This window comes from Plectonema cf. radiosum LEGE 06105 (assembly GCF_015207665.1).
GTDB classification, from domain to species: Bacteria; Cyanobacteriota; Cyanobacteriia; order Cyanobacteriales; family Nostocaceae; genus Rivularia; species Rivularia radiosa_A.
Window position 1 is genome coordinate 1 of sequence record NZ_JADEWL010000074.1, and the last position, 25878, is coordinate 25878.

The 25878-nt window shown below is 38.1% G+C and carries 20 protein-coding genes and 3 pseudogenes; 16 read left to right on the forward strand and 7 right to left on the reverse strand.

Annotation, left to right across the window (positions count from 1 at the left end; all coding sequences use genetic code 11):
- The first annotated feature begins 123 nt into the window (after nucleotides 1–123).
- The 6 genes and pseudogenes from IQ247_RS19635 (at nucleotide 124) to IQ247_RS19650 (ending at nucleotide 4515) form a co-directional block, all read left to right on the forward strand.
- A complete protein-coding gene (locus IQ247_RS19635) occupies nucleotides 124–1371 on the forward strand; it encodes a DUF3086 domain-containing protein (RefSeq protein WP_193922797.1) in 1248 nt (415 codons plus the stop codon).
- Nucleotides 1372–1460: 89 nt separating this feature from the next.
- Entirely contained in the window at nucleotides 1461–2153 is a 693-nt protein-coding gene (gene plsY / locus IQ247_RS19640) for a glycerol-3-phosphate 1-O-acyltransferase PlsY (protein ID WP_193922799.1), read from the forward strand.
- A gap of 202 nt (nucleotides 2154–2355) precedes the next feature.
- Nucleotides 2356–2538, forward strand: a pseudogene (locus IQ247_RS32665) (helix-turn-helix transcriptional regulator); the annotation flags it as partial.
- 39 nt (nucleotides 2539–2577) lie between these two features.
- Nucleotides 2578–3054: pseudogene (locus tag IQ247_RS32670) on the forward strand (Clp protease N-terminal domain-containing protein); the annotation flags it as partial.
- Nucleotides 3055–3132: 78 nt separating this feature from the next.
- A pseudogene (locus IQ247_RS32675) lies at nucleotides 3133–3573 on the forward strand (Uma2 family endonuclease); the annotation flags it as partial.
- Nucleotides 3574–3642: 69 nt separating this feature from the next.
- Nucleotides 3643–4515 (forward strand): DUF8832 domain-containing protein, encoded by an 873-nt coding sequence (locus IQ247_RS19650; protein ID WP_193922801.1) that lies wholly within the window; start codon nucleotides 3643–3645, stop codon nucleotides 4513–4515.
- 122 nt (nucleotides 4516–4637) lie between these two features.
- On the opposite strand, the gene IQ247_RS19655 is transcribed toward IQ247_RS19650, so the two are convergent.
- A complete protein-coding gene (locus IQ247_RS19655; protein ID WP_193922802.1) occupies nucleotides 4638–5591 on the reverse strand; it encodes an NAD-dependent epimerase/dehydratase family protein in 954 nt (317 codons plus the stop codon).
- A gap of 352 nt (nucleotides 5592–5943) precedes the next feature.
- Entirely contained in the window at nucleotides 5944–6339 is a 396-nt protein-coding gene (locus IQ247_RS19660) for a DUF1830 domain-containing protein (protein WP_193922824.1), read from the reverse strand.
- A 719-nt stretch (nucleotides 6340–7058) separates the two neighbouring features.
- Here IQ247_RS19660 and IQ247_RS19665 point away from each other — a divergent pair.
- From IQ247_RS19665 to IQ247_RS19680, 4 genes are all read left to right on the forward strand, one after another.
- Complete coding sequence (locus IQ247_RS19665) at nucleotides 7059–8630, forward strand: photosystem II high light acclimation radical SAM protein (protein WP_228059885.1); 1572 nt, start codon at nucleotides 7059–7061, stop codon at nucleotides 8628–8630.
- Nucleotides 8631–8747: 117 nt separating this feature from the next.
- Nucleotides 8748–10151: a DICT sensory domain-containing protein gene (locus IQ247_RS19670; RefSeq protein ID WP_193922804.1), complete on the forward strand. Its 1404-nt coding sequence runs from the start codon at nucleotides 8748–8750 to the stop codon at nucleotides 10149–10151.
- Nucleotides 10152–10558: 407 nt separating this feature from the next.
- A complete protein-coding gene (locus IQ247_RS19675) occupies nucleotides 10559–11200 on the forward strand; it encodes a pentapeptide repeat-containing protein (RefSeq protein WP_193922805.1) in 642 nt (213 codons plus the stop codon).
- 233 nt (nucleotides 11201–11433) lie between these two features.
- The gene (locus IQ247_RS19680; RefSeq protein WP_193922806.1) at nucleotides 11434–12585 is read left to right on the forward strand and encodes a WG repeat-containing protein; all 1152 of its coding nucleotides are present in this window, start codon (nucleotides 11434–11436) and stop codon (nucleotides 12583–12585) included.
- A gap of 186 nt (nucleotides 12586–12771) precedes the next feature.
- On the opposite strand, the gene IQ247_RS19685 is transcribed toward IQ247_RS19680, so the two are convergent.
- Nucleotides 12772–13629: a CPBP family intramembrane glutamic endopeptidase gene (locus tag IQ247_RS19685; RefSeq protein WP_193922807.1), complete on the reverse strand. Its 858-nt coding sequence runs from the start codon at nucleotides 13627–13629 to the stop codon at nucleotides 12772–12774.
- A gap of 226 nt (nucleotides 13630–13855) precedes the next feature.
- On the reverse strand, nucleotides 13856–14137 hold the full coding sequence (gene clpS / locus IQ247_RS19690) for an ATP-dependent Clp protease adapter ClpS (RefSeq protein ID WP_193922808.1): 282 nt from the start codon (nucleotides 14135–14137) through the stop codon (nucleotides 13856–13858).
- Between the two features lie 649 nt (nucleotides 14138–14786).
- Here clpS and IQ247_RS19695 point away from each other — a divergent pair.
- The gene (locus tag IQ247_RS19695; RefSeq protein WP_193922809.1) at nucleotides 14787–15146 is read left to right on the forward strand and encodes a hypothetical protein; all 360 of its coding nucleotides are present in this window, start codon (nucleotides 14787–14789) and stop codon (nucleotides 15144–15146) included.
- A 515-nt stretch (nucleotides 15147–15661) separates the two neighbouring features.
- On the opposite strand, the gene IQ247_RS19700 is transcribed toward IQ247_RS19695, so the two are convergent.
- Nucleotides 15662–15856, reverse strand: a complete 195-nt coding sequence (locus IQ247_RS19700; RefSeq protein ID WP_193922810.1) for a hypothetical protein — start codon at nucleotides 15854–15856, stop codon at nucleotides 15662–15664.
- A 472-nt stretch (nucleotides 15857–16328) separates the two neighbouring features.
- Here IQ247_RS19700 and IQ247_RS19705 point away from each other — a divergent pair, with 472 nt between their 5' ends.
- The 4 genes from IQ247_RS19705 (at nucleotide 16329) to IQ247_RS19720 (ending at nucleotide 22961) form a co-directional block, all read left to right on the forward strand.
- Nucleotides 16329–16655: an STAS domain-containing protein gene (locus IQ247_RS19705; protein WP_193922811.1), complete on the forward strand. Its 327-nt coding sequence runs from the start codon at nucleotides 16329–16331 to the stop codon at nucleotides 16653–16655.
- Between the two features lie 258 nt (nucleotides 16656–16913).
- Nucleotides 16914–19508 carry a TIGR03960 family B12-binding radical SAM protein gene (locus IQ247_RS19710; protein ID WP_193922812.1) on the forward strand — a complete coding sequence of 865 codons (2595 nt, stop codon included), beginning with the start codon at nucleotides 16914–16916 and terminating at the stop codon, nucleotides 19506–19508.
- A 681-nt stretch (nucleotides 19509–20189) separates the two neighbouring features.
- Nucleotides 20190–22268 carry a ribonuclease E gene (rne, locus tag IQ247_RS19715; protein WP_193922813.1) on the forward strand — a complete coding sequence of 693 codons (2079 nt, stop codon included), beginning with the start codon at nucleotides 20190–20192 and terminating at the stop codon, nucleotides 22266–22268.
- Nucleotides 22269–22286: 18 nt separating this feature from the next.
- Nucleotides 22287–22961 (forward strand): ribonuclease HII, encoded by a 675-nt coding sequence (locus IQ247_RS19720; RefSeq protein WP_193922814.1) that lies wholly within the window; start codon nucleotides 22287–22289, stop codon nucleotides 22959–22961.
- A 147-nt stretch (nucleotides 22962–23108) separates the two neighbouring features.
- Here IQ247_RS19720 and IQ247_RS19725 read toward each other — a convergent pair whose 3' ends face one another.
- The gene (locus IQ247_RS19725) at nucleotides 23109–23699 is read right to left on the reverse strand and encodes a DUF1997 domain-containing protein (protein ID WP_193922815.1); all 591 of its coding nucleotides are present in this window, start codon (nucleotides 23697–23699) and stop codon (nucleotides 23109–23111) included.
- A gap of 244 nt (nucleotides 23700–23943) precedes the next feature.
- Here IQ247_RS19725 and pheA point away from each other — a divergent pair, with 244 nt between their 5' ends.
- Nucleotides 23944–24843 (forward strand): prephenate dehydratase, encoded by a 900-nt coding sequence (pheA, locus tag IQ247_RS19730; protein ID WP_193922816.1) that lies wholly within the window; start codon nucleotides 23944–23946, stop codon nucleotides 24841–24843.
- Between the two features lie 367 nt (nucleotides 24844–25210).
- Here the strand turns inward: pheA and IQ247_RS19735 are convergent, their stop codons facing one another.
- Nucleotides 25211–25861 (reverse strand): LON peptidase substrate-binding domain-containing protein, encoded by a 651-nt coding sequence (locus IQ247_RS19735; RefSeq protein WP_193922817.1) that lies wholly within the window; start codon nucleotides 25859–25861, stop codon nucleotides 25211–25213.
- Between the last annotated feature and the right edge of the window lie 17 nt (nucleotides 25862–25878).

Sequence of the window (25878 nt, forward strand, 5' to 3'; positions counted from 1 at the left end):
TTGAAATGGTAATTGTCCCATTGAAAGTGCATTACAAAAGCACCCCGATTCAAGCAACCCCAAGGCAGTAGTGAAAACTATAAAGCCGTCCTTATAGGACGGGGTTTCACACCCATCTTTCTGATGAACCAAGACGAAACCTATAACCAAGAAGAGTTACAAGAAAGCGATACAGTTGAACAAACGGAAAATTCTATACAGGATTCCTTGGTAGCGCGATCGCAAATACCAAGTTCTACAAAAGAAAATTTATTACCAGTTAACCCAATTATGGCGAATTCAAATGAAAATAATATTCCAGACAAATTACAAATAAACTCGGAATCGGCGGCTAATAATTCCCCAGAATACAATCTTGTCGCTCAGCGAGTAGCGCAGTTACAAAGTACCGAAGAGTCGTTAAAACAGGAAATTGCTGATCTACAAGCGTCTTACAAAACTCTTCAAACTGAAGTGGGTAATACTCAAAAAGCTCTCTCTAAAATGACTCAAGAAGCGCTTTCTGATTTAGAACACCGTAAACAAACTCTATTAATTTCTGTTGAACAACTCGAACGTCGTCAAGAACGTATTCGCAATGAAATGCGGACGACTTTCGCAGGTGCTTCTCAAGAATTAGCAATTCGAGTCCAAGGTTTTAAAGATTATCTAACTGGTAGCTTAGTAGATTTAGCCGCAGCCGCAGAACAGTTAGAATTAGTTCCAGCAATGAAGCCGGAACCCCCCCAACCCGTCACGCAAAAAAATCAGCCGGATGACGACGAATTCGACTCGGAATTCGAGGATGATTATGACGATCGCGATACTTCGCAATTTAGCCGGGGGCAGTTCCAAGACACGACAAAAAAAATTCGCACTTTAATAGATCAATATCGCACTAAACCAGATTACTACGGACCACCGTGGCAGTTGCGTCGTACATTTGAACCAGTTCACGCGGAACGAGTTTCATCCTGGTTTTTCAAACAAGGTGGACGCGGTGCTTTACGAACTATGGGCAGTAGGTTGCAAAATACACTCGTCTCTTCAGCAATTATATCGATACTGTATTCTTTATATGGTAATCGCGTTCGTACTTTGGTATTAGCTAATTCGCCGGAACGTTTGGGAGAATGGCGACGTGGCTTACAAGATTGTTTGGGAATTGGTCGTCCCGATTTTGGACCAGATAGAGGTTTAGCATTATTTGAAACACCATCAGCAGTCGCACAAAAAGCGGAACGTTTAGTAAAAGCTAATTTACAACCTTTTATTATTGTTGATGATTCGGAAGAACAAATTAATGTCGGGCTGTTGCAATTTCCATTATGGTTAGCTTTTGCCCCCGACCCCAAAATGATGAGAAACTCTTACGAAGATGAATATTTATAAGATTAGTTATTCAATTAAAGGTTAAAGGTCAAAGGTTAAAGGTCAAAGGTCAAAGGTCAACTGTCAACTGTCAACTGTCAACTAAAAATATGGCTATTTGGTTAAGTTTGTGTGGAGCAATTTTAGTCGCAGCTTACCTTTTAGGTTCTACACCTACAGGTTACACTGTGGTCAAGTTGTTGAAAGGAATTGATATTCGAGAAATTGGTTCTGGTTCTACTGGTGCCACTAATGTCTTAAGAACTTTGGGTAAAGGACCTGGTGCATTTGTTTTATTTATTGATTGTTTAAAGGGAGTATTGTCAATATTTCTTGTTTATTGGTTGTTTGAGTTTGCATCCAATAATAATTTTATTCCAGCAACAGTTAATCCCGAACTTTGGCAGCCGATTATGGTAACTTTAGCTGGTTTAACTGCCATACTTGGACATAGTAAATCAATATTTTTAGGATTTCGCGGTGGTAAATCCGTAGCTACAAGTTTAGGTATTTTGTTAGCAATGAATTGGCAGGTTGGTTTAGCAACATTCGGTGTATTTGCCGTAGTTATCGCCATATCACGAATTGTATCACTAAGTTCAATTTGCGGCGCGATCGCAGTTTCGATTTTCATGGTTTTACTGCATCAACCGTTACCTTATATACTATTTGGTGTTGCGGGTGGTTTGTATGTCATTCTCCGCCATCGTAGCAATATTGAGCGGTTACTTGCTGGTACCGAACCCAAATTAGGACAAAATTTACCAGCAGAAGCAGAACAAACTGTTAGTTCGGCTAGTTGAATTTTCGGATTCTTATAGAAAAAGTAAATTATTCGGTGTGAATCGAAGTTATGGAGACGGGGCGTATTGCTACGTCTCTATATTATTTATATTAAAAACCACCCCATCTTGTGTAAAGTAAACTTGACATTTAGTAAAACTAGATTTACCATAAGAGCATGGTGGTAAAAATAGGCTATGCAAGTATATTAATTTGCAACTAATGGAAAACCGCCTAAAAATTTTCAGGACACAACGTAATTTCTCGCAAGCAGCGCTAGCAGAACGCTTGGGAGTAAGTCGTCAAACGATTAACGCCATCGAAAAAGGCAAATATGACCCTAGTCTGACTTTAGCGATGAAAATTGCCCAGATGTTCGATTGTGCAATTGAAACAATATTTTTGTTTGAAGCCGATTCTCAAAAAAATTCTACGGGAGTTTCTATGCTTGATAGATTGACTGCTAAAGCATCAAAGGTAATAGCACTTGCTCAAGGACACTTTACATTTGACAAATGGACTTTACAATCAGTACGGGTGATTCAGTTAGCTCAACAAGAAGCTCGTCATTTAAGACATAATTTTGTCGGTACGGAACAGATTTTATTAGGATTAATTGCTATTGAGAATGGGATTGCAGCGAAAGTTCTCAAATCTACAGGTATAACCCTTGATGAAGCTCGTGTCGAAGTAGAAAAAATTATCGGTAGGGGTTCCAGCTTTTTAGATTTAAAAATACCGTTTACACCCAGAGTAAAGCAGGTTATTGAATTAGCTGGAGAACAAGCACATCAACTAGGACACAATTACATTGATACCGAGCATCTTTTACTAGGTTTGTTGCTTGAAGGAGGAGGAGTAGGAGTTCAAGTATTGAAAATATTGGGTGTAGATACTAATAATCTTTTTCACAAAGTTTTAGAAGAAATTAGACTAAGGGAAGTTAAGATACCACAAATTACACCTACTGATAAAAAATATCCGACTCCCATAGATTTTACTTCTGGTTTAATCAGCGCTCGTTTTTGCAGTATATTGTCTTCTTGGGTTGAGTCGCATCAATTGGGATATATAGTTAGTTCAAATACAGGGTTTCAGCTATTTAATGGAGATATAATAGCTCCACATATTTCTTTTTATTCCAAAGAAAAACTCAAACAAGTACCGCGAATTTACCCAGAATTACCACCAGATTTAGTGGTAGAAATAAAATCAGCATTTGACCAACTTAGTACCGTTCAAAACAAGATATTTCAGTTTTTAGAAATAGGTATCGGTTCAGTTGTGCTGATTAATCCTGATGAACGTACTGTTACTGTTTATATTTATGAGCGGGATAAAAAGCACATAGTTAATATTTTACAAGATGGAGATAAACTCAGTTTTGCTGAATTGTTTCCCAATTGGGAATTAGAAGTATCACAATTGTGGGTTACATAATATTCTTGGTTTGTTATAACGGATTGGAAGAAAACACCAATTACTCGTATAACGTAAAGAAAATTAACAATGAAATATTCGGTTGCTGGAATTGCTTTGTTAAGCAGCTTATTTTTATCTCAGGGTTGCTTGTCTACCACCAAAACTGAAGATACATCCGATAATCAACAATCTCAGGTAGAATCTGTTCCCGAACAAACTTCTCGAAGTAAGCAACCTTCAGCAAATCCGCAAAATTCACAAGCTACCAAAGGAAAATTAACTATTCCAGAAAAAATTACACCAAATCAACCCATTCCGATAAAGGTTGAGATTCCAGCAACTGTAGCAAAAGCTAATAATAGTAATGACGCTTCTAAACCGAAGCAAATAAATATGGTTGTGGTAAGCAACGACTTGAGGTATTTTGATTTGGCTCAAGCTAGTTATAAAAATAATCAAAATATTGAAGTCAAGCCAAAATTCCCGGCTCCCGGAGATTATACCGTTTTTAGTGATTACAATCCATCGGGTGAAAAAGAACAAGTTTTTGTAGAAAAAGTATCTATTCCCGGTGAAGTTCCATTTCCTACAGAATTAGAAAGTTTTAGTAAAACGAAAATATTATCTGACACCAAAATAGATTTAAATTTGTCTCAATCTGATATTAAAGCCGGTAAAAAAGTTACTTTAAAATTCGATATCAAGCAAGCAAGTAACAATAAACCAGTGCAAGATTTAAACCCATATTTAGGTCAAAAAGCAAATCTAGTAGTTATTAAAAGTTCCTCTCCTTTAGTAGAATCAGATTATATTAATATTGAAAATATCAAGAATTCATCTAATAATCAGGTACATTTTACAACTAAATTTCCTCAACCAGGAACCTACAAACTTTGGCTACAATTCAAACGTAATGCTCAAGTTAAAACCGCCGATTTTTGGGTAACGGTTAATAGTTAGGAGTTAGGAGTTAGGAGTTTTGAGTTAGGAATTGTAGAGACGTAGCAATGCTACGTCTCTACGGGAGTTTTGAGTTAGGAGTTTTGAGTTATTACTTACCATCCCCTTGTCCCCTTATCCCCTCACTTCTTCTCTACACCGCTAGTTTTTAAAACATCACTCATAGTGGTACAGTAATTTGATAAATTAAATGTTGTAGGGTTAACTATTTCTTCATAGGTAAAATGGCGATATTTCATGCAAAATCTATCCCATGCAGCCATTTGAATTTTGAAGGTTTTAATTATTAAATCTGCTAAAGATGAAGATAAAGGAATGCGGAAGTAAATCGGTTTACCAAAATATGCACAAATTTCTTCTATTGCTTCGTTAGCTGTAGTTTTTTCTTGTCCTAAAACGTATTTTCTCGGTTCTTCTGCTTTGGGAGGATTATCAATCAGATGCTTTACAACGGTAGCAATATCTTTTCCGTGAATAAAGTGAAAGCTACCATCTGCTTTCAAAAATCGAATTATATCAATATATTTCGTTACTTCGGGAATACCGGACGTTACAGCAGAAAGTGGTTTATTTTCGTCACCACCGATCACTAATGTAGGAAAAACTTTTGTAATTTTGGATTGAATAGGTAGTTTTGAAAATTTCTGCAAACAGTCGAATTTGGAACGAATATAATCTGTACCCAGTTCCCCTGCTTCTTTAAGAGGTTGATTTTTACTATCTAAAACACTAGCTGTAGAAAAATAAATTACCTGTTCACATTTTTCCACATCTAACAGGTTGAGTAATTCAATTGTTTTAACTACATTAATATCAAAAGTTCCCGTACCACCCCAAGCTGTTGCTGTTAACACTGCGACATCTATAGTTTTGAGCAATTCAGCAAAATCAAAGATTTTTTGCATATCACCTTGCAAAACATGAATACCAGCACGAGCTTGAGTATCAACTTTCAATTTGTCTGGATTTCTCACCAACAAATACAGTTCGTGTTCGGTTTCTTTGATCAATAATTCACTGATGTAATGACCAATACAGCCACTTGCACCTGTGACTAAAATCCGCTTCTGACTCATAAAATTATTCTAAGTTTTTATTGTTAGATGTTTGTAATTATTTTTAACTTTTATACTCACAACTAACAACTACAACCAGATACCAAAAGTGTCGGGATGAAAAAGAGATGGGGGGATGGGGGGACTAGGGGAAATAAATAAGAACTAACCACCATCAACTAACCACTATCAACTAACAACCATCAACTAACCACCAAGAACTAACCACCATCAACTAACAACCATCAACTAACCACCATCAACTAACCACCATCAACTAACCACCATCAACTAACCACCATCAACCAACTCCTCTTAAATAAAAACGGGTTGCAAATCAAGGCAACCCAAAAATAGAGAAAAAAAATTTTAATTATATAGATGTCAAGCCAACGATTGTTAATGGTTTTGTTGTATCTCCGATTTTGGAATTAATTGAGGACACAAAGGAATTTTTATCGATGGAATCACTATTGGGATTATCTGAATTTACTTGTAAATCAGAATTATTTGCTTCGTCAATTACAAGGCGATCGCACGGAATAGTATCCGATAAAATTGCACTTGCCATCATCCCTGTATGAATTTCTAATTGAGCTAATTGGGGTGCTTCAAAAACCAATCTTTGTCCTGGAAAAACAACCCGTTCAAAGTACCAATTAGAAATGTTGGAGATGCGAGCCACCTGTATTTTACTTGTGGCATTAACGTAGCAGCAGAGAAATTTTCCCTGTGGATTGGGTGGTAACGGATCTATTATTTGAGCCATAACTGCTGACGAGCTTGTCGCCACAATTCTATCCTACATTAGCAAAATTAGCACGGTCGATCCCCACCTACTGTAACCTTCAATACCAACTGGGTATTTGTATGCTATTTCTACCTTAAGATATATTCTAGATATGAAATTTTTGTAAAATTTTATGCGTTTTTTGCGATTATACATTATGTAGTATTCATGAGAATATTTTTATGAAATTTATAGAATTATTTAATGCAGTTTGACTCGAATCAGTTAACAGTTAACAGCTTTGTATAATTGATTAACTATCATAAATACTACAGAAAAAATCAGTAATTATTATTTGGCAAGTGGTTAGGAGCAAGGAATTTAGTTATAAATTGAGAGTTTGAAATTACTTCCTTCGTCTTGTTATACCTAAGTTTGTCCAGCGAATTGCAGTCACTTGTGCAACAATCCCCGACTATAAATATAAGAGCGGTTTCCTCGATAGCTTTTTTTATGTTTAGCGATCCGTCAATAGCAAGCCACTTTAAGGGGGAAATCGGTTTAAAAAACGAAGTGGATGTTATCGTAAAGCTATATGAAGTGAATTTTCATAATAGTATGTATATAAAATGAATGGGCTTTGCGCCGTTCGACTTTGGCAATAAAAAGCGACAATTTATTTAAATACGTATTTTTAATGCGGGTATTAACTCTCTTTTTTCTTTGAAAACAGCAAGATGGAAGTTGAAACACTAGCTATGGAAAACAAAATTCTCTACGTTCGTCTTCCTTGTAATCCCATTTTTCCGATTGGGGTAGTTTACCTTGCAGATCATGTCCACAAGGTGTTTCCGAACGTCGAACAGCGGATTCTTGATTTGGGAACGGTACCACCTTTAGACTATAAATCGGCTCTGGATGCCTGTATTGATGAATTTAAACCGACGCTATTGATTTATTCTTGGCGAGATATTCACATTTTTGCTCCAGTCGGTGGAAGAGGTGGGAATCCCCTACAATATTCTTTTGAAATTTTCTATGCTAAAAATCCCTTTGTGAAGTTACACGGTGCTTTGGGCGGTTTTCAAATGCTCAAGGGCTTTTATACGGAACTTTGGCGGAATTCGGCACTAATTAAACGTGGATTAAAACGCGCTCTTAAATACAATAAAGATGTTCGCGTAGTTATCGGTGGTGGTGCGGTTAGCGTTTATTACGAGCAGTTGAGCAGCAGCTTACCCAAAGGTTCTATTGTTTCCGTTGGTGAAGGAGAAACTTTATTAGAAAAACTTTTGAGCGGTAAGGATTTCCGAGATGAACGCTGTTATGTGGTGGGAGAAACTCAACCCCGTCAGCGATTGATTCATGAACAACCCTCACCAGTGGAAAAATCTGCCTGTAATTACGATTATATTGAAAGTATATGGTCGGAATTTAGCTATTATCTCCAAGAAGAAGACTTTTATATCGGGGTACAAACTAAACGCGGTTGTCCTCATAATTGCTGCTACTGTGTTTACACGGTTGTGGAAGGAAAACAGGTACGGATTAATCCGGCTGAGGAAGTAGTTGCGGAGATGCGACAACTTTACGATCGAGGTATTCGTAAATTCTGGTTTACTGATGCTCAATTTATTCCAGCGCGGAAATTTATGGATGATGCTGTGGAACTATTGGAGAAAATTGTTGATTCCGGAATGACGGATATCAACTGGGCTGCTTATATCCGTGCCGATAACCTCACTCCCAAGCTGTGCGATTTAATGGTGAAAACCGGCATGAACTATTTTGAAATCGGTATTACCAGCGGTTCTCAAGAACTGGTGCGAAAAATGCGAATGGGTTATAATTTGCGAACTGTTCTGGAAAACTGCCGAGATTTGAAAGCAGCTGGTTTCAATGATTTGGTTTCCGTCAACTATTCTTTTAATGTAATAGATGAACGTCCCGAAACTATCCGTCAAACCATCGCTTACCATCGCGAATTAGAACGAATTTTCGGAGTAGATAAAGTTGAACCGGCAATATTCTTTATTGGATTGCAACCCCATACTCATTTAGAAGAATACGCTTTTAAAGAAGGTATTCTTAATCAAGGTTACAATCCCATGCTCTTAGCGCCGTGGAATGCGAGAAAGCTATTATGGAATCCCGAACCCCTAGGTTCTTTTTTTGGTCAAGTTTGTTTGCAAGCGATGAAACAAAATCCCAATGATTTCGGACGGGAAGTCATGAAAATTTTGGAAGAAAAACTTGGTTGTGCTGACTTAGAAGAAGCACTTTCCGCCCCAATTGAAACAAAATCAAAGCAATTAGCGGGTGTATCATAGAAAACTAGTAGGACGTTGTATTTCGTCCTACTCTATTCAACCAATTACTCTATAGCTGTAGCTACGGGGTATTAAAATATTCTCGCAATCCACTGGCGATTACTTTAATAAAATCAAATGTTAGAAGGCTCAATACTCCAAAGGCTACAACAAGCCCATCAAGATAGCAAAAAACCGATTAGATACGGCGTTTATTATAAGAATACTTTGGTCGCTCTTTGCCATGCTTTAGAAGACCATATATTAAATGATAATAGTAAGCCTTTAGTTATTACGGCTTTTCAACAAGGCAAATGGTATCTAGAAGAAGCGAAACGTTACGAAGATATTGCCAAATGTTCGCAACAAATTGCCATCATGGCAGCCGCTGATAGTGCTTGGCTGGAACATCCCACCAGCAAACTTTCTAACGTGGATTTGGTTGCTATAGATTCAACTGATTCGGTGGCTGAAGAATGGCATTTAATTATTCTATCGCCAAATTACACAGCGATGGTAATTTGTCAAGAGCTATCAGCAGCAGATTACGGTTTGTCAGGACAGCCAGCATCGGATTTAGAGCGGAAATTCTACGGTTTGTGGACATTTGAGCCAGATTTGGTCAGGGAAACGGCTCAGATTGCGATCGCGCACATTGAAAGTTACAATCCGGAATTAGGGAAAAAGTTGCGCCAATATCAACAAGCAATTAAGCCAGCAGTTGTCACATCGGAAGATTTAGCGACTGTAGTTTCTAGGGTAGTAGATTATTTACAGACGGGGCAGATAAATATTTCCGTTCCCGCAGGTAATCGCTATCAAATTTTGGATAGAAACTTAGTTTCTAATGAAATTCAGGCATTTTTGCGGATGGCAGAACTTCTTGATGCTGCTGACATTACTAACCCAATGGCTGCAACAGAAGTTGTCGCTTTATCAGAAACCATGGGGCAGCTTTTAGATTTGCCTGCCTGGCAGATGAAAAGATTGCGGCTTGCAGGCTTTCTACATCGCATACATCCCCTACAAACGGCTCAAAGCGTTTTGGTTCCAGGAACATCCACGCGCTATCAAGAAGATGCTCCTAGTTGCCCTTTAACTTGTCCTTTAGTACCGGGGACACAAGTTTTACGTACTATGCCCAGACTACGGGCTATAGCACAAATTATTACCCATCAATCCGAGTGGTGGGATGGTACTGGAGAACCAGCAGCCTTAGCAGGAGACGAAATTCCTTTAGAATCAAGAATTTTAGCTTTAGTAGCAGACTTTCAATGTCGAGTCAACCAAAAATTTTCTTCCGGCTTAACCAAGGAAGAAATACTTACTCAAGCTTTAGAAGAGTGCAGACAACAGCAATCGCGCCATTTTGATCCTAAATTAGTAGAAACTTTGACTTTATTAGTCATGGGTTTGCATCAAGGGATGGAATTACCCGTAATTACACCAAAATTGAGCGCCGGAATGTGGTTGCTTGACAATAAACAACAAGAGACAAGCAAATTTAGTGAAATAACCACTTACGGTAGTTTTGACCGATAAGATAATAATTTCATTGATAGACGTAAAGAGCGACTTTTGCTTATGTCTCTTTGCGTCTAGTTGTTTTTAATTTAAATATATTTAAATATAATATTTAAAATATATATTCTATTATATATACAGCATTTTGCATATAAGTAGGTAAGTCTTCATTAATTGTATATTTACTACTCAGTCATATCGCTGTTCCCTGTTAAAAGTTCCCCCCAACCCTATCCAAACGTTCGCGCCAGCGTCTCCTCCGGAGACAGGAGAAATGTTAAATTAGAAGGCACGGGTAGTTAAATGACGTACAGCATTATATGATAAAGCTCTTGTGGGATGGGTATCCCTGCCCGTCCGAATCTGCCTCATAAAGAACAAATATGCTGTATTAATTATTACTGATACAAAAAAGATATAAATATATGAATATTGAAGCTATTAAATCGGGTGAATTAAAGCAGTTAGCTGGAGTTAATTTAGAAGACGAAGATTTATCCCAAACTGATTTAAGCCGAGTCAATTTTGCTGGTGCTTCTCTTGTTGGAACAAATTTTGCTAATGCCAAATTTGAAGGCGCTCATTTGGAAGGAGCAAATCTAATGGGTGCAAATCTCCAACAAGCGGATTTGCGAGCAAACTTGATGGGAGCTAATTTGATGCAAGCAGATTTAACTGGTGCCGATTTACGAGGTAGCAATTTGCGCGGCGCGAACTTCATGGGTGCTAGACTTAGTGAAGTTTCTTTTGCAGGCGCTTTTTTAAGCGGTACTAATTTAATTAACGTTAACTTACAAGGTGTTGACTTACGCGGTGCCGATTTAAGAGGTGCTAATCTTACGGGTGCTAACCTTAAAGGTGCAGATTTAAGTCGTGCAGATTTACAGGGGGCGTTATTTAGCGAAGCCAACTTAGAGGAAGCCGATTTACGTAAAGCCAATCTTTCCGGGGCAAATTTAAATGGTGCAAATTTACTTTGTGCGGAATTAGACGGGGCAAATTTAAGTGGTGCAAATTTTGATAACGCTTGTTTAATCGGAACTATAGTGGAAAAAGTTGTCAAATAAACTGCAAATTTAGCGTTTATTATGTCAAGCTTTGACAGTGCGATCGCCACATATCCACAGACTGAGCTTGATATTACTTATACAGGAACATTTAAGCAAAATTAGACGTTATCGAAACAGGTTGAGTAAATTTATCTGAAAACAGAAAAATTTATGAACCTTTATATGACTGGGGAATACCAGTATTAAAATCTAGAGAAATTTGACACAATTGACACGATTGACATAATTTTATGGTTGTATCACAAAAGGCGACTTTTGCAGTAGCTCGCAACCGATTAGTAGTAATTTCTGCTTTAGCGGTAACTCTAACTTGCTTAATATCTGTATCACCAGCGTTTTCTAAGGTTAAAAATTCATTATCCAAAAGTTTAAAAAGTAGTAAAAATCACAATTTTACTTTTATAATTCAGCCACAATTTACATCTGTAAGCGAGTTTTCCGAAGGTCTGGCTCCAGTATACATTGGCTACCGTGAAGGATATATCGATCGCACTGGTAGAGTTATTATCCCAGCAGTTTTTGATGGTGCTGGAGAGTTTTCCGAAGGGTTAGCATGGGTGAATATCAGCGGTAAATGGGGTTATATCAATAAAAAAGGTCTTTTAGCCATTAAAACCGAATTTGATATCGCTAAAGATTTTTCTCAAGGATTAGCACTGGTAAAGTTAGGTAATAAATTTGGTTATATCAACAAAACTGGTAAGTTTGTCATCAAGCCCCAATTTGATAATGCGATGTCTTTTGTCATAGATAAGCAAAGTAAGGTTGCTGACAAGATAGCCCTAGCACCTGTGAAAGTGGGCGACAAATGGGGTTATATTGATAAAACTGGAAAATTTGTCATTAAGCCGCAATTTAACGATGCTGGTTCTTTCAATGAAGATATGGCACCAATTAAAATTGATAAAAAGTGGGGTTACATTAATCTTCAAGGAAAATTAATTATCCAGCCTCAATTTGAACAAGCATGGAATTTTTCTGAAGGATTGGCATTAGCAAGTAACAATAACCAGTGGGGATATATAAATAGCACGGGTAAATTTCAGATTAAACCATCTTTTTTAGAAGCTAGCAGTTTTTCTGACGGACTTGCATCAGTATGGATAGATGGCAAGTATGGCTATATAAATAAGAACGGTAAACTTGTTATCAAGCCACAATTTGACGATGCGGGTGTATTTTCCCAAGGTTTAGCGAAAGTAAGTGTTGAAAATAAATGGGGCTATATCGATCAAAGTGGTAATATAATAATTCCGCCGCAATTTGACCATGCAGGTGATTTATTGTCATACCAAAAAAGTGCAGTTGATCCGAAATTAGGTCAGGCATGGGTTAAAGTTGGCAACAAATGGGGTTTTATCAGTTTACCTTTGAGTCAATAATCAGTTATCAGTGAACAGTTATCAGTTAACAGTTAATATTATCGGCAATTAAACACAAAATATGGGGAATAGATAATCCGTTGAGATATTAAAACTGTATTTCTTTTCTTGTATGTCATGTTTAACCGAGAAATCATAATTGCTTACTGTTCACTGATAACTGATATTGTGTGATGGATATTTATCTTAAAAACCCGACTTATTTTCTACAGGAATCTTCAATAGTTTCAACTGTTTTTGGCGCGTCCACAATGCTAATAATGTTAAACCTAATAATCCCATTATTCCAACTAAGGGATTATTATCGATGCCAGTAATCCATTGAGGAACTGTGCCGGTATATTTGATCAGTTTTCCGACTTCGATAATATAAACACCCCAAACTAAACCTCCATGAATTCCGATGGGTAAACCTAAACGTCCTCTACAACTACGTTTAGCCCAGACGCAAGCCAAACCTAACAGTAATAATCCCAAAAATTGCGGCGATGTACGAATAATTTCTGGTAGTGGTTTGATAAAATGCAATAGGGCGAAAATCATTGCAACACCCCAAATTACTGTTTTTGCATCGTAATCTCGCTGCAATTCATCGTATATGAACCCCCGGAAAAATAATTCTTCAGCAAAAGCTATACCCAAAGCACTAATTAATCCTTCCAAAACTAATTGCACCATCGAAAAACTGGGTTGCTGCCAAATTAACCAACCGAATATTCCTTGTAAACCGTATAAAATTAAAATACTTATCAGTCCAATTGCTACACCACGCAGCAACTCGACGAACCAAAGCCGAGTAAATTCTAAACCATAATGACTAAATGTTTGGGATTGCTGATGGATGTATTTACTCCACCAAGGTAGTAAAAATAAAAACTCAACCGCCAAAATACCCATTGTTAAAATAGTCCGGGTATTTTCATCCTTGACTAAGATATATATCGCTGCTGCATAAGGCAACCAAGGTAACAGTAAACATAAAACAAAACAGCCCAACCTGATGGGGGCAGGGCGTTGAGCTAAACTAACTAAGTTAATTTTCATACCCAGTGATTTATATCGGTAAAGATTTAGACAACACAAAATATACTTTACCTGGATTTCTCACAAGTAAGTGGTAAGCGTTGAGTGAGGGATTGATTTTCCCACTACTCACTACTTACTACTCACTCCAACTTCCTTCTTGTTTGTCAGAAATGCGGGTTTAGTTATTGTCTCCTTACCATGCTTTCAAGGCAGATGGCAACTTGATATGAACAGTTCGTTAATTTTATTCCTCTGGTTCGATTGTACTGCTTAACCCATGATTTTTTAGAGTTTCGCAATAAAATTCGGCGTGTTCTTGAGCGCAAGTAATAACTAAACCGAATCCATTTGTATGGGCTTCCATCATAATACTTACAGCCTGGGGTTGGCTGAGACTCGGCACTGTGGTAATTAGTGTCTGCACCACATACTCCATAGTGTTGTAGTCATCGTTATGGAGCAAAACACGATACCGAGGGGCGTGTTTACGGGTTGTTGAGGGCTTCTCTAATATTTCGACTGACACGGTTATTATGGTAAGAACATTTTTTGTTTACTACAACAGACCTATTATCTCAACTTTACTTAATAGTTGATTATTTTTAATATTGTATAGCACTAATTGCCATAGTGCGATCGCTCAACAGTTTTCTACGGTCGATTAATTATCGGACTTACGCACTCGCTACAATAAGGTCAGGTTTTATGTTAACATATCCTGCTGGTAAGGCTTAGTTTGTCAGGAACCTCAGCCTAAAGGCATGAGGCTTGAAAGAGTAATCGACAAGCCATCCTGACCAGCCTAAGTACTTCGAGTACTACGTTTTTTGAGTCACGACACCAAAGAATGCGAAGCTAGTTCCTTGCTCTGTCGCTGAAGGTTAAACAGTTCTAAGGTCACTGGAATAGTGCTTTCAGCCGAACAAGCTCTTAAAACATTGGCGAAGCTAACATTACCCCGCAAGGGAGGCTATGAAGGAGCAAAACACTATGTGTACAGGGTTGCAAGATTTGAAATGGTAATTGTCCCATTGAAAGTGCATTACAAAAGCACCCCGATTCAAGCAACCCCAAGGCAGTAGTGAAAACTATAAAGCCGTCCTTATAGGACGGGGTTTCACACCCATCTTTCTGATGAGTATTTTTTACTGAATTGCTTCAAACCCGCATTTCTTATGGAGATCAAAGCAAATTTTCAAGTTGGACAAATAGTTTTTCTCGAATATGGCGATCGCAGGTTATATACAGAGGTTATTCAAGTAGTTACCGAACGTGATTTGTGTTGGGTGCGTCCTTTATTGCTTATTACCCAGGAGTACGAACCACCACAAGTAACCGATTTGCGTTCTAGTTCGGATTTGTTGTGGTCAATAAATTTGTTTCAACCAGCTTTAGATACCCAAGTCATTGGGCTATACAGTCAAATTATCGCAAAAGAACCAAAACCTGAATTATCTCAAACGCGATCGCAACAGCTTTATGAATTTATTCAGCAATTTTGGCAAGGGAATCAAAATGAGGAGATATCACGTTAATTTAGGCTGAATCAAGTTTGGGAAATAAGTAGGTTTTTTACAATAATTATAATTGTGTTAGAGGTATTTATACTCACAAATCCGACTTCTAAGGAGTGGCATTGAAAATTGAAGCGCCATCGCACCCAGTACCATCTCTTATAAGTACCTGTGCCAACATTTAATTTAACATTTCGTTTAGGCAGTAGGGAAGGATTATACAACCCAAGAGTAATTATAAGTACTCGTGCAAAATTAATTTAACATTCTGAAAACTTCAAGTCCCTGCGATGAACCGCACCCTACGGGTGATTGCTTCGTTCCTCGCAATGACAATACACAATTAATTTTGCGTAGGTACTTATAAATAATTTTGCTTAACTAATTATTATTTATTATCTCAATAAAAATTATCGCGATGGTAAACTCTTCTATACCCGCGCCATTTATAATACTATGCAGTATTTTGTATAATCAGCTTTAATCAAAATAGCTTAGTCTGTTAGCTTTAATACTCTATATTAATCATAATAGTATTAAAGACTGGGAACCAGCTGAACTCTACCAGCGTCCATTTCTGCCATTAAAAGCTCTAAGGCTTCATAATCAACGTCAGAAATGTAACCCATTTGAGTAAGCTCGGAATTGATTTGATTTTCTATCTCAGGAGTTAATTTTTTAATAAACAAAGCTCTTTCAACTAATTGACGAATAGCGTACTTAGTTCTCATGGTCAGCAACCGTTATGTATTTAATACCAATTATCCCAGATGTTTTTAAGTATAAAACGTGATCCAAACACTACTTAATCAGTGATTCGGATCATAGATATAGCAGACAAGTTACTTGTCATCTCCAGAAGATACAAGCCAATGATTAAGGAAAAAATAAGGATTCTTTATGTTTAATTAGCAGGTGGGAAAATTAGCCCCAATGCTTAATAGTTAAGATTTACAGATATTTTTTGACCTAACCCAGCAAGCAGTCATGCTGGTTATATAGATTATTTTTGAACTTTAATTATAAAAAAGTATATTTAGCTACGGTTGCCTTGAGTATTATGACAATCTTTAAACAGAAGTAGTAGGGCAATAAAGATTCTACAAAGAAAGCTAATACAAATGGTCGATGCGATAAAAAAGAGATTATGGTCGAATACATCTATACCCTTAAGAAAGAATATTTAAATGGGATCTAATTATTATGCAAGCAATACTTAATAGTCCTAAAATCACAATTATTCGACCCCAAGAGTCTTTAAATGCCGTAAATGCCCTAAAACTTGAGCAAGAATTGGATGCGGCACTGAAACAATTTGGCAATACAATTGTATTACTAGACCTGGAAAAAGTTGATTTGATAGACAGTGCGGGTTTAATGGCATTAGTATCTGGAGTCAAGAAAGCGAAGCAATTACAACAACGTCTTTGCTTTTGCTCTGTTTCCCCTGCTCACAGAATACTTTTTCAACTGACTCAATTAGATAGAGTGTTTGAAATATTTGATCCAGGAATGATTTTTAGCAAATAAGTATAAGTACTTGTGAAAAATTTAATTTAACATTTCGTTTAGATAGGGAGTAATTTTTTGGTAAGTGGTAATGTAACTGATGAGTAATTATTTCTCCAAGCAAAATTCTGTTTTGGCTGGCTTGAAAAAGATTCAGGAGCGTTTAAGAAAATTTGAATCACAAAGCAATCCAGTTTTAGTGGTCTCCCAATTACAAATCAATGCTAATCTTAGAAATGAGTAGCTGTAATTACTTAAAAGTAGCTAGAAAATAGCATAGTGGCTGTTACAGTAGATAAATTAATCACGTCGGATATTGCAAAACCATCCCGTTACCTAGGTAATGAGCTTTTAGCAAAACACAAACCTTGGGATACGGCGACGATACGCTGGGTGTTAACTTACCCAGAAGTATATGAAGTTGGTGCTTCTAATTTAGGGCATATCATTCTTTACAATATATTGAATGTTCAGCCCCGTCAGTTGTGCGATCGCGCTTATTTACCAGGTGCGGATTTAACGGCAAAACTCAGAGCAACTCAAACACCTTTGTTTGCGGTAGAGTCGAAGCGAAGTCTGGTTGATTTCGATATTTTGGGTTTTAGCCTGAGTTATGAATTAGGGGCTACCAACATTTTGGAAATGTTGGATTTGGCGGGTATTCCCTTAACTTGGGAAGAAAGGAGACGCGGCAATTATCCCTTGATTTTTGCGGGGGGACAAACTGCAACATCTAATCCCGAACCTTATGCTAACTTCTTCGATTTTATCGCTCTGGGAGATGGTGAAGAACTATTGCCAGAAATTGGTTTAGTTTTAGAAGAAGGTAAAAAAGCGGATTTAAGCCGTCAAGAATTATTGCTGGATTTGGCACAAATTCCCGGTGTATACGTACCCCAGTTTTACGATATGGCTGGGGATGGTTCCGTTCATCCCAACCATCCGGATGTACCCGAACGGATTATACGACGGGTTGCTAGTCCCATACCGGCTTATTCTATCGGGTTGGTTCCTGTTACAGAAACCGTACACGACCGTTTGACAATTGAAATTCGGCGCGGGTGTACCAGAGGTTGTCGATTTTGTCAACCGGGAATGTTAACTCGTCCGGCGCGGGATGTGGAACCTGATATGGTTGTAGAAACAATCACAGAAGGGATGCGTCAAACTGGTTACAATGAATTTTCTTTATTGTCACTTTCCTGTTCTGATTATTTAGCTTTAAGTTCAGTAGGGATGGAAATCAAAAATCGTCTTAAAGATGAAAATATTTCCCTTTCCCTACCCAGCCAGCGAGTAGATAGATTTGATCAAAATATTGCCAATATTTTGGGTGGAAGGCGACAAAGTGGATTGACTTTTGCTCCAGAAGCTGGTACGCAAAGGATGCGGGACATAATAAATAAGGGTTTGACTAATGAAGAATTACTTAGGGGGGTAAAAACAGCTTGGGAACAAGGATGGGATAAGGTAAAGCTATACTTTATGATTGGCTTGCCCGGTGAAACAGATGTTGATGTATTGGGCATCGCTCAAACTGTCAACTGGTTAAAGCGGGAATGTTGGGCAAAAGGTAGAAGACCTTTGAACTTTAACTTAACAATTTCCAACTTTACACCCAAACCTCATACACCATTTCAATGGCACTCAGTTTCCACCACCGAGTTTAAACGCAAGCAAGAATTGCTGCGGCAAGAATTTCGGAGGATGCGGGGAGTCAAAGTGAATTTCACCGACGTGCGGATTTCGGCAATGGAAGATTTCGTCGGCAGGGGAGACAGAAGCTTAGGGACTGTACTGCGTCGTGCTTGGGAATTGGGTGCGGGGATGGATTCGTGGTTTGACAATCTAGATAAAGCTTTTAATGCTTGGGAACAAGCAATATCCGAAGCTGGTTTAGAATGGAAATATCGCCAAGTGCTTTGTGGTGAGTGGAATGTAATGCAAGGAAGTAGTGTAGACGAACGCCTCGATCGCCCCCTACCTTGGGACCACATAAACACGGGAATCGAGAAAAAATGGCTCAAAGAAGATTTGCAACAGGCTTTATTATCCGCCACTGTTCCCGATTGTTCCTTTGAGAGTTGCTCCCATTGTGGGGTTTGTGGCACCGATTTTGGTCATAATATTGTAGTTCCACCGCCGCCCATTCCCGAATTTGCAGGAGATTTTGTTCCCAATACAACCAAAGCTCAAAGATTGCGAGTACGGTTTGGTAAACAGGATGATATGGCATTAGTCGGTCATTTAGATTTGATGAGAATTTTTGACCGAGCTGTGCGACGAGCAGGATTACCAGTATCATTTAGCGGTGGGTATAATCCACAACCGAGAATATCCATAGCAAATGCATTAACCTTGGGAGCTACTAGCAGTAATGAAATTGTAGATTTTGAACTAACGCGCATAATTGATGTTGATACTTTCCGAAACAATTTAAGTTGTTGCTTACCCCAAGGCATACCTATATATGATGTAGTGCAGGTGGATGCAACTTCGGGTAGCGCATCTCAACTTCTTGAAGCCGCCCAGTATTTAATTACTGTAAGTTGTAGTAAACAAGCAAATTCATCTCAATGGCGAGATTGGGTTGATGCCGTAAAAGCCAAAGAGGAAATTTGGATACAGCACAAAACCAAAAAAGGTAAAATGAAAACGGTAAATCTGCGCGAACGTTTGTTTGAGTTAGAATTTATCGAAACAAACAAAGAACTAATTTCGAGTAATGCTGCTCAATTGCAGTATCTAGGAGCTTGCCGCAATGATGGTACATTGTTGCGTCCAGAACAAATTGCATTTATGCTTGAACTTGTAACGACAACAGAATTCAATCTGCTGCACATACATCGGAGCAAGCTAATTTTGGCAGTTTAATAATTAGAAGGCAATTGTAAGTAGTTGGACAAAATTAAGTTCATTCATTGAGATAGGGAACTCTTAACAGGGTTGGGGGAACATCCAATCTTGGTATGTAATTAATACTGTCTGAGTACTTAGCTATCATGCCGTCTAATTTAAGATCAACTCGGAATTGATTTTTTATGACCTTGCGTTAGAATTAGATGAAGAGAATTTTTCTGGCGCTGCAACGGAACGAGCTGATTCATTACCCCGATGTACGGGGTGCAAAAGCTTTCTATATTAGTGTGCAAGACCCTGGGATATTATCCCAGATAAAGCATCGGTAGATAAAAGAACGCTGTCTCTAACTTGTTTATGGCTACGAACTTGAATCAGTCCCGATTTGTAAGTGCTTGGTTGAATCTCTTCTCGCGCATTTGATGATTTATAAAGTAACTACCTTTAACTAACACCTTCAATGGTCAGGGGAAAGGTATCACGAATTAACCACGAACGGGCGATTTAATTTATAATATGCAACCGTTCTGGAATTCCTAGGTTGCGTAAACGCAATGACAATGTGAATAGCTCGTGTTTATTTGAGCGAAAGTAAGTGCAATTTTATTACAGCAGCGCCTTGCAAGGGGAAGGCAGGGTAGATTGAATAACAACCCCTCCCCGAATATTTGAGCTGCCAATTTTTGAGGAAATTGAATGCCGAAACAAATTATTATCGCCGAACAGCATCAAATTGCTGCGGTGTTCTCTGAAGACCAAATACAAGAACTTGTCGTAGCTACTGGTCACCACCAAATTGGTGACATTTATTTAGGAGTAGTAGAAAATGTATTGCCTGGGATAGATGCAGCTTTCGTAAATATTGGTGACCCAGAACGGAATGGTTTTATTCATGTAACCGACCTTGGACCATTAAGATTAAGACGCTCTTCTGCGGCAATTACGGAATTATTGGCACCACAACAAAAAGTGATGGTGCAAGTAATGAAAGAGCCTACTGGTACTAAAGGACCAAGGCTTACTGGTAACATTACCTTACCGGGACGCTACGTAGTCCTGATGCCTTACGGACGAGGTGTTAACTTATCCCGTCGGATCAGGAACGAAAATGAACGCAACCGTTTGCGAGCCTTAGCAATCTTGATCAAACCCGCAGGAATGGGCTTATTAATCCGTACCGAAGCGGAAGGAAAGCCAGAAGAAGCAATTATTGAAGATTTAGAATTGCTGCAAAAACAATGGGAGTCAGTCGGCGAGCAAGCCCAATCTTGCCGCGCTCCAGCCTTGCTTAACCGTGACGATGACTTTATCCAGCGGGTTTTGCGGGATATGTACGGCGCTGATGTCAACCGCATTGTAGTAGACTCCAGTACCGGATTAAAGCGGGTCAAACAGTATTTACAAAACTGGAGTGGGGGACAAGTACCCCAAGGCTTATTAATTGACCATCACCGCGATCGCACTGCGATATTAGAATATTTCCGGATTAATGCCGCCGTTAAGGAAGCTCTGAAACCAAGAGTAGATTTACCTTCTGGTGGTTATATTATTATTCAACCGACAGAAGCATTAACGGTGATAGATGTCAACTCCGGTTCATTTACCCGTTCGGCAACCGCAAGAGAAACGGTATTGTGGACAAACTGCGAGGCAGCGACAGAAATAGCCCGTCAGTTGCGTTTGCGTAATATTGCGGGAGTGATTGTCGTTGATTTTATAGATATGGAATCGCGACGAGACCAACTACAGGTTCTGGAACACTTTAATAAAGCCTTAAAAGCAGACAAAGCTCGTCCTCAAATTGCTCAATTAACCGAATTGGGTTTGGTAGAACTAACCCGCAAACGTCAAGGTCAAAATATTTACGAGCTTTTTGGAGAAACTTGCCCTACCTGCGGTGGTTTAGGACATATTGTACATCTACCTGGGGAAAACGAATCCCGAATTGCACCACCATCAGCAGAATTACCAGAGCGTGTAGTACCTTTACCCCAAAGAGAACCGCGTTTGTCTGCTCCTCGTTTAAACGAGCCAAGAGAAGTAGTCGATGAATACGCAGATTCAGGGGAGGAAGGAGAAGCAGAATTTGCCAACCTAAACTTGCTCAATCATCCCAGTTATCAAGAATTAGGTGATAACACCAAACGTCGTCGTCGTCGTCGCGTCGTCGAGATTAATGGAGGAAATGACAAAGATGAGCCACGGATTAATGGAAATCCGTTGACACTAGTTAATGATGAATTGGACATCGATTCCGAACCAGAATTAACAAGAAGAACTGATAGTTCTCCATCAGGTTTGAGTAAAGGATGGAGCGAAAGACCCGAACGCACCAGAACCAGAGTAGAATCGGTTAAAGGAGTACTTGAACCACCAGAAATTATTTCGGTGGAAATGACACCCGAAGAACAAGATGTTTATGCTTTAATGGGCGTTACACCTTTAAAGAAATTTGACAAAGAGTTCAAAAACGAAAAATCCGTAATCATTAATATTGTTCCGCCAGGTGAAGATGAAGTAAGCATAGAGGAAGAATCACACTCCCTTACTCCAACACCGAAAAGAGTAAAAATAAGTAATCAAATTACAGTAAAAGAGGAAATAGAAGAACAAGAGCAAGAACAAGAACAAGAACAAGAGCAAGAACAAGAACAAGAGCAAGAGCAAGAGCAAGAGCAAATAGAATCGAATCAAACGATGGACGATAATGAAAATGAAACAGAAGCCAAAACAGCAGATGGCCGTCGCCGTCGCCGTCGTTCTTCTGTCAGCTAGGATTTAATCGCCAATATTATGGCAGAAATTAGGCAAGCTATCACTGCGATCGACAAGTCAACAATCCCCCCGGAACAAAATTGGCTGGAATTTTCTACGTATTCCAATACGAAAGGACTAATTGCAGGTGTAGATGAAGTGGGGAGAGGTGCTTTGTTTGGTCCTGTGGTAGCAGCAGCCGTGATTCTACCAGATAGTAATAGTTTGCCCCAACTCTTCACAACCAAGATTAAAGATAGTAAAAAGCTATCAGCTCATCGAAGAAATCAGTTAGTTAGGCAGATTTTTGATATTGCAATAGACTGGAAAATTGGTTTTGCAACTACGGCTGAAATAGACTCTTTTAATATCCTCCAAGCATCACTTTTAGCAATGAAGCGGGCTGTTCTCAAATTGAAGGTACAGCCTGCACTTTGTTTAATTGATGGGAATCAGCGGGTAAAAGACTTATTACTACCGCAAGAAACAATAATTAAAGGAGATTCTCGCTTACTGACGATAGCTTCTGCTAGTATCGTCGCTAAAGTTTGGCGCGATCAACTCATAACTCGCCTTGCTGAAAAATATCCAATGTACGATTTAGAAAGAAACAAGGGTTATGGTAGTCAAAAACATCTATTAGCACTGCAAAATTATGGTATCTCACCCTTGCATCGTAAATCTTTTCGTCCCTGTCAAATCGATCAAAAATGAAATTTTTCTTCAAATGTCTTGTTTATCTTATTCTTCTCAATTGCTTCCTCTAGTTATACGTTGGGTGAGAAGTCGGGTTTTTATACTGATTATGTAGTTTTAGGAATATTTAAGCTGAAAAACCCGACTTATTAAAGGTCAAAACAATTATTCGGGTTTAAAAACCGTAAAATCATTACCATCGGAGTCAAGATAGCTCTTATCTATAGAATGTAATTCTACCCAATGCCGATAATCAATCAGCAGTTGATGTAGCAATCTTTGCTTGATTGTGAGTAATACACTTTTAAGCAGGCTATTACCAGCAGCTTCTAATATTGATTTAGGAGTAAAAGACAAAGGTGGTGGAAATTCTACTTTAACCTCTAAATTTGCTATACCTTTAAGGTAAGTATTTCCGTCTTTTTCGTAACTCGATAAATAACCTTTTAAATCGAGTTGAAAACGTTGGTTAATATATTCTATTCCACGAATTTCACTGTTTACTGATTCCAAACGAATTGTTCCATCTGCTAAAGCCCACACTCTCATGTCTACAATTGGTTGAATACTCAGTGACAGAAAACTTAAAGGGCGCATTTTTAAACGAAAAACTTCTGTACTTAACTGTTCAATCCGACTAGAATCAACTAATGCATTAACCAAGCGTTGGGGTTGACGTAAGTAATGCTTAATTGGAATAGGCTCGTATGGAACGGGGATTTCTACAGATTGACAGGCTTTAAATTTAGTAGCCATAGTTAAGCGACAACAATTTGTCAATAATTAGATTTTTTTTACAAGAATAGAGGTTTTTGTTTTTGTGAAAACTCGATACTCTGTACTGATTATAAAAATTTTGGTTAATTATAGTATCTATTTAAGGTTATAAATTTGGTATTTTATTTGCTATTTGAAGTCTTAAAAACAGATTGGAACTCAAAATACTCCAGTTTTAAGTCAACATAAGTAATAAAATATAAAAACTAACGGTTTTATCAATATGATATCAATTGCACATTTGGGACCTCTGGGTACTTATGCAGAACAAGCAGCCTTGTATTACGTCAGTTGGCTAACTAAAACTACCAATACCGAAGCTTATTTGCGTCCTTATCCGAGCATTTTCCAAACACTTGATTCTGTAGCTAATGGTCAAGCAGATTTAGCAGTAGTACCTGTAGAAAATTCTATTCAAGGCGGGGTTACTCTCACCTTAGATACACTGTGGCAGTTAGAAAATCTGCAAATTCAGTTAGCTTTAGTTATGCCTATAACTCACGCATTAATCTCCTGTTCTCAAGACTTAGATAGTATCGAAACCGTTTATTCTCATCCACAAGCATTGGCTCAATGTCAAAAATGGTTGGATAAGTTTCTCCCGAATGTACAATTAATTCCTAGTAACTCTACAACAGAAGCGCTACAACAATTAAAAAATGTTAAAGCTGCGGCAGCTATTTCATCCCGCAGAGCCGCGCAACTATACAATCTACCTGTGCTTGCAAACAGTATTAATGATTACCCAGAAAATTGTACCCGTTTTTGGGTAATTAGTCAGTGCGATAACCAAAGCTTAAGCAAAATGGTATATAGCGATCTAAATATTCAAATGTCAGTAAGCTCCGCTTTTTATACTTCACTCGCATTTAGTGTACCGGCAAATTTACCCGGTGCATTAGTTCAAGCTTTGCAAGTTTTCGTCAAGCAAAATATCAACCTTAGCAGAATTGAATCGCGTCCAACAAAACGTTCTCTAGGAGAATACTTGTTTTTCATCGATTTGGAAGCAAATGCTGCTTCCATAGAAATGCAATCTGCTTTAGCTGAATTGTCCAATCACACAGAAATTTTAAAAATTTTTGGTAGTTACAATGTTTTACCAACAGAATCGTTGTTTTAAATTAAAAATTAAGACCAATAGTTAATATGTTTTTACTCGTAATTTAACTCCTATACTTTCAGGTTAAATATTACTAGAGTTCTTAAAATACAAATTTTACCTTTGATCAACTCTATTTAATTACTAATTAATAACCCATCCTTAATTAGGGCTTACTGAATAACCTTAACATTCTTATACTGTGATTTTTTCAGGGTATTTTTGTCGCAAAAGTGCAAGATAAGAGGGATATAAAGCTTAAAAACTTTGCATTTGCAATTTTTTCGAGTCCAAAAATTGGGAAAATATGGGTAAAACTGTTGCCTATTCCTTGTTAAGAGTTCCCTACCCCCACAAGAAGACTTTTTCAGCAAACCCTAATTATTAATTACAAAGTTTGATTTAATGTATCTTTAAGAACAGTACGAGCGGCTAAATGATTGCGAGTTGAAGTTAAAATTTCTGCTTCTCGTTGTAAGCGATCGGCGGTATTTTGCATTTCCAAAAGTAATTGTTGCTCTGGAGCAACACGGTAAAGATTGCTGGCTACCCAATAAGATAATTCTTTAGGTAAAGCGGGCAAATCTTCTGGTAGTTCGATATTTTGCTCTGTTAACTTAGCACTAAGCCTTACAACGTCACGTAATAACTGTTCTACCTCGGATGCTTCATGTCGTAAATCTAATTTCGACTCTTCGTCATCAATCCACTCAACTAACCCAACAAAATAAGGTTTTTCGCGAACGTACTCTAAAACTCGAAATCTTTGTTGTCCTACAGTTAGCATTTTCATTCGATCATCTTTTAATCGTTGATGATGAATGATTTCTGCACAGCAACCAACATTAGCAACAGTCCCTTTAGCTGGATCTACCATTAATACCCCGAATCTGCGATCGCTATCCAAAATCGTGTTCATCATGATTCGGTAGCGAAATTCAAAAATATGTAGAGGTAATGGTCTGGTAGGGAACAGAACTACATCTGGTAATGGGAACAGAGGTAGTTCGCGAACTGCGATTTTAGAAGAGGAAGTCATATTTACAATTATTTATA

Coding starts and splice junctions, on each gene's coding strand:
- IQ247_RS19635 (WP_193922797.1), top strand. CDS start 124: ATGAACCAAGACGAAACCTATAACCAAGAAGAGTTACAAGAAAGCGAT.
- plsY (WP_193922799.1), top strand. CDS start 1,461: ATGGCTATTTGGTTAAGTTTGTGTGGAGCAATTTTAGTCGCAGCTTAC.
- IQ247_RS19650 (WP_193922801.1), top strand. CDS start 3,643: ATGAAATATTCGGTTGCTGGAATTGCTTTGTTAAGCAGCTTATTTTTA.
- IQ247_RS19655 (WP_193922802.1), bottom strand. CDS start 5,591: ATGAGTCAGAAGCGGATTTTAGTCACAGGTGCAAGTGGCTGTATTGGT.
- IQ247_RS19660 (WP_193922824.1), bottom strand. CDS start 6,339: ATGGCTCAAATAATAGATCCGTTACCACCCAATCCACAGGGAAAATTT.
- IQ247_RS19665 (WP_228059885.1), top strand. CDS start 7,059: ATGGAAAACAAAATTCTCTACGTTCGTCTTCCTTGTAATCCCATTTTT.
- IQ247_RS19670 (WP_193922804.1), top strand. CDS start 8,748: ATGTTAGAAGGCTCAATACTCCAAAGGCTACAACAAGCCCATCAAGAT.
- IQ247_RS19675 (WP_193922805.1), top strand. CDS start 10,559: ATGAATATTGAAGCTATTAAATCGGGTGAATTAAAGCAGTTAGCTGGA.
- IQ247_RS19680 (WP_193922806.1), top strand. CDS start 11,434: ATGGTTGTATCACAAAAGGCGACTTTTGCAGTAGCTCGCAACCGATTA.
- IQ247_RS19685 (WP_193922807.1), bottom strand. CDS start 13,629: ATGAAAATTAACTTAGTTAGTTTAGCTCAACGCCCTGCCCCCATCAGG.
- IQ247_RS19695 (WP_193922809.1), top strand. CDS start 14,787: ATGGAGATCAAAGCAAATTTTCAAGTTGGACAAATAGTTTTTCTCGAA.
- IQ247_RS19700 (WP_193922810.1), bottom strand. CDS start 15,856: ATGAGAACTAAGTACGCTATTCGTCAATTAGTTGAAAGAGCTTTGTTT.
- IQ247_RS19705 (WP_193922811.1), top strand. CDS start 16,329: ATGCAAGCAATACTTAATAGTCCTAAAATCACAATTATTCGACCCCAA.
- rne (WP_193922813.1), top strand. CDS start 20,190: ATGCCGAAACAAATTATTATCGCCGAACAGCATCAAATTGCTGCGGTG.
- IQ247_RS19720 (WP_193922814.1), top strand. CDS start 22,287: ATGGCAGAAATTAGGCAAGCTATCACTGCGATCGACAAGTCAACAATC.
- IQ247_RS19725 (WP_193922815.1), bottom strand. CDS start 23,699: ATGGCTACTAAATTTAAAGCCTGTCAATCTGTAGAAATCCCCGTTCCA.
- pheA (WP_193922816.1), top strand. CDS start 23,944: ATGATATCAATTGCACATTTGGGACCTCTGGGTACTTATGCAGAACAA.
- IQ247_RS19735 (WP_193922817.1), bottom strand. CDS start 25,861: ATGACTTCCTCTTCTAAAATCGCAGTTCGCGAACTACCTCTGTTCCCA.